Genomic DNA, 8,445 nt, shown 5'->3' on the forward strand with positions numbered 1-8,445 from the left:
GAGGGGCCGAATTCTTCCAAGATCTCTCAGATCGGGGTGCCGGTCAGCGTCAGCGTGGCCTTGTCGGCTGCCCAGAGGGCCACCAGGGCCACGCCGGGCACGGCATGACCGGCCAGGGCGAGCAGCACGCCGCCGGTGAGGAAGCAGGCGGCCTGGACGGCGAGCTTGGCCGGGTCGGGCAGCGTCACGGCGGCGCGCGGTGAGCAGAACAGTCCCCACACCACGGCGATCACCAGCGGCGCGCCGAGCCCGGCCAGCAGGCGCAGCGGCCAGCCGGCGTCGAGCGTGAAGCCCCAGTACCCGGCCGAGCCCAGCAGGGCCAGCTCCAGCAGGAAGATCACGCCCAGCAGCAGCGCGGTCATCGGTCTCCCCAGGAACGGTAGGCGCGGTCCAGGCCCGCGATCAGCTGGTCGAAGGAACGGTCGGTGTCGCGGGGCAACCCGAATCCGCCGGCCGCCTCCAGCGCGACGAAGCCGTGCACGGCGGCCCGGAACATCCGGATCGCGTCGATCGCATCGTCGCCGTCGAGGCCGTACCCGAGCAGGATCGCCCGGATCGCGCCGACCGCGCGCTCACCGGCGGCGAGGTGTTCGGCGTCGGCCGGGTCGGGCGCCCGCTGGGCGGCCGGGTAGCGGCCGGGGTGCTGCCGCGCGTACGCCCGGTAGGCGGCGGCGACGGCGCGCAACGCGTCGCCGCCGGCCCGGCCCGCGGCGGCGGTGGTGAGCACGTCGGCGATCTCGGCGGTGGCGAGCACGGCGAGCTGCTGGTGCAGCGCGTCCACGCCGCGCACGTGCTTGTAGAGGCTGGGCAGCGCGACGCCGAGCCGGGCGGCGAGCGCGGCCAGCGTCAGCTTCTCGTAGCCGACCTCGTCGGCGAGCACGGCGGCCTCCCGCACGACTGTGGCCGGGGTCAGGCCGGCCCTAGGCACGCGCGGTCACCGCCAGGAACTCGACCAGGTCGGCGGCGGTGGCGTCGGGCTGGTCGGCGTGCGGGTAGTGGCCGGAGTCGGCGATCATGCGCGCCTCGGCGACGGCGAACAGTCGTCGCGCGGCCCGCGCCTCCGCGCCCGGGTCGGGGAAGTCCGGGTCCTTGGTGCCCATCAGCACCAGCACCGGACGGCGCACGTCACGCGCCCGCGCGGTCCAGTGCGGGTCGGCCGGCGCGACCACGCCGCGCACGGCGGCCATCCGGCCGCGCAGCTTGGCGACCAGCTCCTTGCGGTACGCGGCGTCGTCCGCCGGGCGTCCGCAGGGGAACAGCGTGCGGTGGAACAGCCCGAACAGCCGAGGGCTGCGCAGCACGACGGCTTGCGCGACCCGCATCAGCGGGTTCGGCTTCGGCGTGCCGACGAACGCGCCGATCTGCACGATGCCGCTGACCAGTTCCGGCGCCTCGGCGGCGGCGAAGACGATCGCGGCGGCGCTGGACGAGCTGCCGACCAGGGTGGCCGGGCCTCCGCCGAGCGCCCGCACCACGGCGAGCAGATCGCCGCCGACGTGCTTCGGGGCGTACGTGGGCCAGCGCGGGCTGGAGTCGCCGTGCCCGCGTACGTCGACAGCTGCCACCCGGTAGCCGGCCGCGACCAGCCGGGGCGTCAGGTGCCGGAAGGCGGCCCGGTTCTCGCCCATGCCGTGCGCGAGCACCACGAGCGGGCCCGAGCCGTGCACCTCGTACGCGATAGTGCCGCCGTCCCGCTTCACCTGGCTAACTGTCATAGCCTTAAAGCTAAGGCTATTAGCCAAGATGCGTCAAGCTTGACCTCAACCCGGGATGAGGTCGCACGATCCCGGCATGCCGATCACCGCCGACACCCACGTACGCCTCGCCCGCCCGAGCCGCGACCTGGTGATGCTCGGCCTGCCCGGGGCCGGCTGGCACCTGGAGCTGGTCGACGGCTCGACGCTCGCGGTCGAGCCGCGCCCCACCGGCGAGGACCTCTTCGTGCTCTACCTCGACGGACCACCCGACGACGAACTGGTCCCGAGAATCGAACGGGCCGGCGGGACCAGGGTCTCCGCCGGCCCGTACTGGGACAGGTGGGGTGTCACGTTCGCCTACCCGGACGGCTACCGCCTCGTGCTGTGCACCCGGGCCTGGTCGAACGACTGACTCACTTCTTCGACAGCACCGCGCGGCCGAAGAACGCCAGGTTCGCCGGGCGCTCCGCGAGCCGGCGCATCAGGTAGCCGTACCACTGGTCGCCGTAGGGGACGTAGGTCCGCACCGTGTAGCCCTCGCCGACCAGGCGCTGCTGCTCCTCCGGCCGGATGCCGTAGAGCATCTGGAACTCGAACCGGGCCGGGTCGCGGTCGAACCAGCGGGCGCGGTCCTCGCCGATCGCGATCAGCCTCGGGTCGTGCGTGGCGAGCATCGGGTAGCCGTCGCCGGACATCAGCACGTTCATGCAGCGCACGTACGACTTGTCCACCTCGCGGGCCGACTGGTACGCCACCGACTCCGGCTCCTTGTACGCGCCCTTGCACAGCCGCACCCGCGACCCGGCGGAGGCCAGCTCCCGGCAGTCCGACTCGGTCCGCCGCAGGTACGCCTGGAGCACCGCCCCGGTCGACGGGTGGTCCTTGCGCAGCTTCGCCAGGATGTCCAGCGTCGAGTCGGTGGTGGTGTGGTCCTCCATGTCCAGCGTGACAGTGGTGCCCGCCGCGTCGGCCGCCGCGCAGATCGCCCGCGCGTTGTCGTACGCGAGCTGCTCGTCGAACATCTGGCCCAGCGCGGACAGCTTCACGCTGACCTCGGCGGCCGGGGTGAGCCCGGCGGCGCCGAGCCGGCTCAGCAGCGTGAGGTACTCGTCCCGGGTGGCGTTCGCCTGCTCCGGGGTGGTGGTGTCCTCACCCAGGTAGTCGAGGGTGACCGCTTGGCCGTCGGCGACCAGCTCGCGGGTGGCGCGCAGCGCGTCGTCGGTGGCGGCGCCGGCGACGAACCGGCGGACGACGTCCCGGGTGAACGGGGCCGTCGCGACGAGCCGCTCCACCTGGGAAGACCGGGAGGCGGCGAGGATGACGGAACGGAGCATGAGCCGAGCGTAACGCTCATCACCGGCCCTCCGCCGGGCGCGTCCGAGGCCCGCTCGGGTCGGCGCGCGGACCCGGGGCGGGCACCCCCGGCTGGCGTCGATCGGCTACAACGTTCACGTGGATCGACGACACCCCCGGCGGCGGCTCCGCTCGGCCTCCGTGCAGCTCGGCGCGCTGACCGCGCTCGCCCTCGCGCTCTCCGGCTGCAACAACGGCTACGACGACGACGATGACGACTGCGCGCTCGGACCGGCCGGCGGGGGCGGCGACACCGTCGCGGTCGCCCTGCGTGTGCCGGCGACCGCCACCGCCGCGCGCGGCGAGCCGGCCCCGACGACCGCCGCGCTGCCCGAGCGCGGCGGCTTCGGCAGCCACCTCGCCTCCTGCGGCGGCTGACGTGCGCCGCGAGGCCAGCACGCCGCGCCCCGGCTGGGACGAGACCATCCGGGCCCAGGGCCTGGTGTACGTCGACACCGAGCTGCCCGACGGCAACGTCATGTCGTACTGGGACGAGACGGCCGCGTACTCGTTCACGCTCGACGAGGTGCTCCGCCTGGAGGAGGCGACGGAGGAGCTGCACCGGATGTCGGTGGCCGCCGCCGAGCACGTGGTGGCCCGCAACCGGTACGCCGAGTTCGGCATCCCCGAGTGGGCCGCCGAGGCGGTCGCCCGCTCGCTGCGGGAGAGCCCGCCGACGCTGTACGGCCGGTTCGACCTCTGGTACGACGGCAGCGGCCCGCCGAAGATGCTGGAGTACAACGCCGACACCCCGACCGCGCTGGTCGAGGCGAGCATCGTGCAGTGGTACTGGCTGGAACACACCCGCCCGGACGCGGACCAGTGGAACAGCCTGCACGAACGGCTGGTCGGCGCGTGGGCCAAGATCGGCGCCGGGCTGCACGAGCGCCGGACGCACGTGCTCTGGTCCGAGGAAGAGGAGTCGGGCGAGGACCAGATCACCGCCGGCTACCTGGCCGAGACGGCCCGCCAGGCCGGGCTGGACGTGACGCTCATGCCGATCCAGCAGGTCGGCTGGGACGGGCGGCGCTTCGTCGACGCCGACGACCGCCCGATCACCACCTGCTTCAAGCTCTACCCCTGGGAGTGGATGCTGGCCGAGCCGTACGGGCGCCCGGCGCTGGACCCGGGCACGCCCACCACCTGGATCGAGCCGGCCTGGAAGCTGCTGCTGTCGAACAAGGCGCTGCTGGCGGTGCTCTGGGAGCTGTACCCGGGGCACGACTACCTGCTGCCCGCGTACCTGGACTCACCGCGCGGCATGACCGAGTACGTGGCCAAGCCGCTGCTCGGCCGCGAAGGCGGTTCGGTACGCATCGTGACCGGCGGCACCGAGATCACCAACCCGGGGATCTACGGCGACGAGGGCTTCTGCTTCCAGGAGTTCCGCGCGTTGCCCGAGTTCGAGGGCAACCGGACGGTGCTCGGCAGCTGGATCGTGGACGGCGAGTCAGCCGGCGCCGGCGTACGGGAGAGCGAGAGCCTCATCACTGACGGTTACGCGCGGTTCCTGCCCCACTACATCGACGCACCGCGTCTGCCGTGAGTCGTCTACCGTTGGTGTCGTGAACTTCGACGCGTACGCCCGGACCGGGGTCGAGCTCGTCAACGCCCGGCTGGACGACCTGGACGGCCTACGGGCTGTCTTCTCGGACGAGCAGGGCTGGATGCGCGACGAAGTCGCGGAACGGGACCTGGCGATCTTCCGGCGGGCGCAGAAGCGACTCCGGGACGTCTTCGAGTACGGCACCTCGGGCCGGGACAACGAAGCGGTGGCGGAGCTGAACGCGCTGCTGGAGGCGTTCCCGGTGCAGCCGCGCATCTCCGGCCACGACTCCTCCGACTGGCACATGCACGTGACCAGCCGGGGCGCGTCGGTCTCCTCCGAATACCTGGCCGGCGCGGTCTGGGGCCTGTCGGTGTGGCTCTGCGAGTACGGCAGCGCCCGCTTCGGCGTCTGCGCCGACGACCGCTGCGGCAACGTCTACCTGGACACCTCGTCCAACTGCTGCCGGCGGTTCTGCTCCGAGCGCTGCGCCACCCGCTCCCACGTGGCGGCGCATCGGGCCCGCAAGCGGGCCGCGGTCGGCGAGCAGGCCGTCCCGGCGCAGCCGCTGTCCCCGGTGAGCTGACCTCCGGGGCGGCGCGCCCCGGTCAGGCGTCGACCGGCGAGGCGGCGGTCAGGTTCGCCCGGGCGAACTCCAGCGACTCGCGCAGGTCCGCCTCCCGGACCGCCCGGCTCTTCGCGCCCCGGGTGGTCACCTCTACCGCCACCGTGCCGCTGAACCCTCGGCCGGCGAGCGAGCGGAGCATCTCCGCGCAGGGCTGCCCGCCGCGACCGGGCACCAGGTGCTCGTCACGCCCCTCGCCGGTGCCGTCGCCCAGGTGCACGTGCGCCAGGCCGGAACCCATCCGGTCGGCCATCGCCATCGCGTCGGTGTGCGACGCAGCGCAGTGCGACAGGTCGAGCGTGTACGAGGCGTACCCGATCTCGGTCGGGTCCCAGCCCGGCGCGTACGGGACGAACTGCCGCCCCGCCATCCGCACCGGGTACATGTTCTCCACCCCGAAGTGCAGGCCGCCGAACTGCCCGGCGATCGTGTCGAGCCCGTCGGCGAAGGTACGCGCGTAGTCACGCTGCCAGGTGAACGGCGGGTGCACCACGACAGTCGGCGCCTCCAGCGTCTCGGCCAGCTCGGCGGCCTTGCGCAGCCGCTCCCACGGGTCGGGGCTCCACACCCGCTGGGTGACCAGCAGGCAGGGGGCGTGCACCGACAGCACCGGGACGCCGTAGTGCTCGGCGAGGCCGCGCAACGCGCCCGCGTCCTGGCTGACCGGGTCGGTCCAGACCATCACCTCGATGCCGTCGTAGCCGAGTTCGGCGGCGAGCTGGAACGCCGCCGCGGTCCGTTCGGGGAAGACCGAGGACGTGGACAGGAGTACCGGAACGCGGTAGGTCACGCCTCCGAGGGTAGCTCCAACCGCCAGCGAGCATCGGGACGAGCAACCGCAAAGCAACCCAGAGCGCTCGTACGGTCACATCGGCGCGAGCTGATCCAGCCGACGCAGGATGACGCCCTCGCGCAGCGCCCACGGGCAGATGTCCACGCGGTCCACACCGAGCCGCCGCATCACCGCCTCGGCCACCACCGCGCCCGCGAGCAACTGGTGCGCCCGCTGCGCGCTCACCCCCTCCAGCTCGGGCAACTGGGCCGGCGGGATGTGCCTGATGAACCCCAGCACCTGCCGCAGGCCGGTACGGGTCAGGCTGCGCCGCGCCCACAGGCCCGCACCGGAGGGAGCGGCGCCGGCCAGCCGGGCCAGCGTGCGGAACGTCTTCGACGTGGCGACCGGACGCTCCCAGCCCACCGCCGTCAACTGCTCCACCACCGGGTCGAGCTGCGCGTCCACGTACGCCCGCAGTTCCTCCACGGCCTCGGCCGACGGCGGCGCCGTGCCGGCCGGGTCGACCGCCAGCCGCTCCCGGCTCAGCCGGCCCGCGCCGAGCGGCAGCGAGATCGCCACGTCCGGGTGCTCGTCGATGCCGGCCGCCAGCTCCAGCGAGCCGCCGCCGATGTCCATCGCCAGCAGCCGCCCGGCGGACCAGCCGAACCACCGCCGCACCGCGAGGAACGTCATCCGCGCCTCGTCCGCCCCGGAGAGCACCTCCAGGCGTACGCCCGTCTCGTCGCGGACGCGGGCCAGCACGTCGGCGGCGTTCGTGGCGTCGCGAACAGCGCTCGTGGCGAACGCCAGCAGATCCTCGGCGCCCAGCCCGTCCGCCGCCGCCCGGGCCATGCCGACCGCCTTGACCAGGCCGTCCGCGCCGCCGACGGTGAGCGCGCCGTCCGGACCGATCTGCTCGGCCAGCCGCAGCACCACCTTCTCCGAGTGCGCCGGCCACGGATGCGCGCCGTGGTGGGCGTCGACCACCAGCAGATGCACCGTGTTGGAACCGACGTCGAGGACACCCAGTCGCATGGGAAAGACCCTAGGGCCAACACGTTTCGTCGGCTCGGCGGCCGGGCGGGGTCACCGCGCGTACGCTGGTCCGAGTGACAGGGCAGATCGAGCTTCACGTGCTGGTGGACGACCCCGAGGACCCGCGCAGCCGCGAGGTCGGGCTGGACTTTCCCCGGGAGTGGATCGAGTTCGTCGACCCGGCCGACCCGAAGCACGTCGTCCGCGCCGACCTGACCTGGCTGCTCTCCCGCTGGACGTGCATCTTCGGGCAGGGCTGCCACGGCATCATCGCCGGACGGGCCGCCGACGGGTGCTGCTCGCACGGCGCGTTCTTCACCGACTCCGACGACGAGAAGCGGGTCCGGGCCGCGGTCAAGCGGCTGACGCCGGAGACGTGGCAGCACTTCCGGCGCGGGTTCAAGAACTGGACCGAGAACGACACGGTCGACGGCAAGACGCCGGCCCGGCGTACCGCCACCCGCGACGTGGACGCCCCGTGCGTGTTCCTCAACGACGCCGACTTCGCCGGCGGAGGCGGCTGCGCGCTGCACGCCCAGGCGCTGCGCGACGGGGTGCACCCGCTGGAGTACAAGCCGGACGTGTGCTGGCAACTGCCGGTACGCCGCGACCAGGAATGGCACAAGCGGCCGGACAACACGAAGGTGCTGATCTCCACGCTGGCCGAGTTCGACAGGCGCGGCTGGGGCGCGGGCGGGCACGACCTCGACTGGTGGTGCACCTCCTCGACCGACGCGCACGTCGGCGCCGAGCCGATGTACGTCTCGTACGGGCCGGAGCTGACCGCGCTGATCGGCGCGCCCGCGTACGCGAAGCTGGCCGAGCTGTGCGCCGCCCGGCAGCGCCAGGGTCAGATCGCCCCGCACCCCGCAAGCGAGTGAAGGCCGGTACCCCGTCTCGGGGTGCCGGCCTTCGTATCTCTTACTTGTTCCAGCGTTCGGCGACGAGGTCGGCGGCCTGCTGCTCCCACTGGGCGTAGTGGTCGGGGTAGGCGGAGACCTGGACGGTCTGGGCGGCCTTGGTCAGGGGCATGTCCTGCCAGCCGTCGACCTGCTTGAGGCCCTTCAGGAACGCGGTGGTGGAGTACTCGGGGTCGGTGATCTGCTCGACCGTGCCCCAACCGCTGGAGGGGCGCTGCTGGAACAGGCCCTGCGAGTCGTGGTCGTTACGGTCACCGAGGTGGCCGAGGTTCTCCAGCTTCGACTCCTGCAACGCGGTAGCGATCGACACGACCGCGGCGCGCTCGTCCATGCCGGCCTTCTTCGTCGCCGCGATGATGGCCTTCACGTTCTTGGTCTGCTCGTCATTGAGGTCGATGCGGGACTGGTCGCCCTGCACGCCGTGCGGGATCAGCTTGTCGGACTGCACCGTGGCCGTGACCGGCTTGACCGCGGGGGTGGTGTCGGCCGCGTGA

Annotated in this window: 12 protein-coding genes; 5 read left to right on the top strand and 7 right to left on the bottom strand. The window is 72.9% G+C overall.

Annotated features, from left to right (window positions below; all coding sequences use genetic code 11):
• Window positions 1–26: 26 nt before the first annotated feature.
• From HA073_RS30040 to HA073_RS30050, 3 genes are read right to left on the bottom strand one after another with little or no spacing between them, the layout of a single operon-like run.
• Window positions 27–362 (bottom strand): YrdB family protein, encoded by a 336-nt coding sequence (locus HA073_RS30040; protein ID WP_064446681.1) that lies wholly within the window; start codon window positions 360–362, stop codon window positions 27–29.
• Entirely contained in the window at window positions 359–928 is a 570-nt protein-coding gene (locus HA073_RS30045) for a TetR-like C-terminal domain-containing protein (protein ID WP_069087782.1), read from the bottom strand. Before HA073_RS30045 ends, HA073_RS30040 begins: the two co-directional genes overlap by 4 nt.
• On the bottom strand, window positions 921–1,715 hold the full coding sequence (locus HA073_RS30050) for an alpha/beta fold hydrolase (protein WP_166457852.1): 795 nt from the start codon (window positions 1,713–1,715) through the stop codon (window positions 921–923). The genes HA073_RS30045 and HA073_RS30050 overlap by 8 nt, the downstream gene beginning before the upstream one ends.
• Before the next feature lie 76 nt (window positions 1,716–1,791).
• Between HA073_RS30050 and HA073_RS30055 the strand changes: the two genes are divergently transcribed.
• Window positions 1,792–2,109 carry a VOC family protein gene (locus HA073_RS30055; protein WP_166457853.1) on the top strand — a complete coding sequence of 106 codons (318 nt, stop codon included), beginning with the start codon at window positions 1,792–1,794 and terminating at the stop codon, window positions 2,107–2,109.
• A 1-nt stretch (window position 2,110) separates the two neighbouring features.
• Here the strand turns inward: HA073_RS30055 and HA073_RS30060 are convergent, their stop codons facing one another.
• Window positions 2,111–3,031, bottom strand: coding sequence for a proline dehydrogenase family protein (locus tag HA073_RS30060; RefSeq protein ID WP_043328076.1), 921 nt, complete (start codon window positions 3,029–3,031; stop codon window positions 2,111–2,113).
• Window positions 3,032–3,149: 118 nt separating this feature from the next.
• Between HA073_RS30060 and HA073_RS30065 the strand changes: the two genes are divergently transcribed.
• From HA073_RS30065 to HA073_RS30075, 3 genes are read left to right on the top strand one after another with little or no spacing between them, the layout of a single operon-like run.
• Entirely contained in the window at window positions 3,150–3,428 is a 279-nt protein-coding gene (locus HA073_RS30065) for a hypothetical protein (RefSeq protein ID WP_223201299.1), read from the top strand.
• Window position 3,429: 1 nt separating this feature from the next.
• Window positions 3,430–4,596 (top strand): glutathionylspermidine synthase family protein, encoded by a 1,167-nt coding sequence (locus HA073_RS30070; protein ID WP_166457854.1) that lies wholly within the window; start codon window positions 3,430–3,432, stop codon window positions 4,594–4,596.
• A 19-nt stretch (window positions 4,597–4,615) separates the two neighbouring features.
• Window positions 4,616–5,182 carry a CGNR zinc finger domain-containing protein gene (locus tag HA073_RS30075; RefSeq protein WP_018787720.1) on the top strand — a complete coding sequence of 189 codons (567 nt, stop codon included), beginning with the start codon at window positions 4,616–4,618 and terminating at the stop codon, window positions 5,180–5,182.
• A gap of 22 nt (window positions 5,183–5,204) precedes the next feature.
• Here the strand turns inward: HA073_RS30075 and HA073_RS30080 are convergent, their stop codons facing one another.
• Together HA073_RS30080 and HA073_RS30085 are read right to left on the bottom strand one after the other, a co-directional pair.
• Window positions 5,205–6,011, bottom strand: a complete 807-nt coding sequence (locus HA073_RS30080; protein WP_064446686.1) for a sugar phosphate isomerase/epimerase — start codon at window positions 6,009–6,011, stop codon at window positions 5,205–5,207.
• Between the two features lie 75 nt (window positions 6,012–6,086).
• The gene (locus HA073_RS30085) at window positions 6,087–7,031 is read right to left on the bottom strand and encodes a Ppx/GppA phosphatase family protein (protein ID WP_030502860.1); all 945 of its coding nucleotides are present in this window, start codon (window positions 7,029–7,031) and stop codon (window positions 6,087–6,089) included.
• A 74-nt stretch (window positions 7,032–7,105) separates the two neighbouring features.
• Here HA073_RS30085 and HA073_RS30090 point away from each other — a divergent pair, with 74 nt between their 5' ends.
• Complete coding sequence (locus HA073_RS30090) at window positions 7,106–7,912, top strand: hypothetical protein (protein ID WP_043328070.1); 807 nt, start codon at window positions 7,106–7,108, stop codon at window positions 7,910–7,912.
• Window positions 7,913–7,952: 40 nt separating this feature from the next.
• On the opposite strand, the gene HA073_RS30095 is transcribed toward HA073_RS30090, so the two are convergent.
• Window positions 7,953–8,445: hypothetical protein (locus HA073_RS30095; protein WP_166457855.1), on the bottom strand; the 493-nt coding region annotated here is incomplete at its 5' end.

The sequence above is a fragment of the Micromonospora sp. CMU55-4 genome (assembly GCF_011602315.1).
GTDB classification, from domain to species: Bacteria; Actinomycetota; Actinomycetes; order Mycobacteriales; family Micromonosporaceae; genus Micromonospora; species Micromonospora chalcea.

Excerpts from the sequence above, each read along its gene's own strand:
- HA073_RS30040 (WP_064446681.1), bottom strand. The coding sequence starts at position 362 with ATGACCGCGCTGCTGCTGGGCGTGATCTTCCTGCTGGAGCTGGCCCTG.
- HA073_RS30085 (WP_030502860.1), bottom strand. The coding sequence starts at position 7,031 with ATGCGACTGGGTGTCCTCGACGTCGGTTCCAACACGGTGCATCTGCTG.
- HA073_RS30060 (WP_043328076.1), bottom strand. The coding sequence starts at position 3,031 with ATGCTCCGTTCCGTCATCCTCGCCGCCTCCCGGTCTTCCCAGGTGGAG.
- HA073_RS30055 (WP_166457853.1), top strand. The coding sequence starts at position 1,792 with ATGCCGATCACCGCCGACACCCACGTACGCCTCGCCCGCCCGAGCCGC.
- HA073_RS30050 (WP_166457852.1), bottom strand. The coding sequence starts at position 1,715 with ATGACAGTTAGCCAGGTGAAGCGGGACGGCGGCACTATCGCGTACGAG.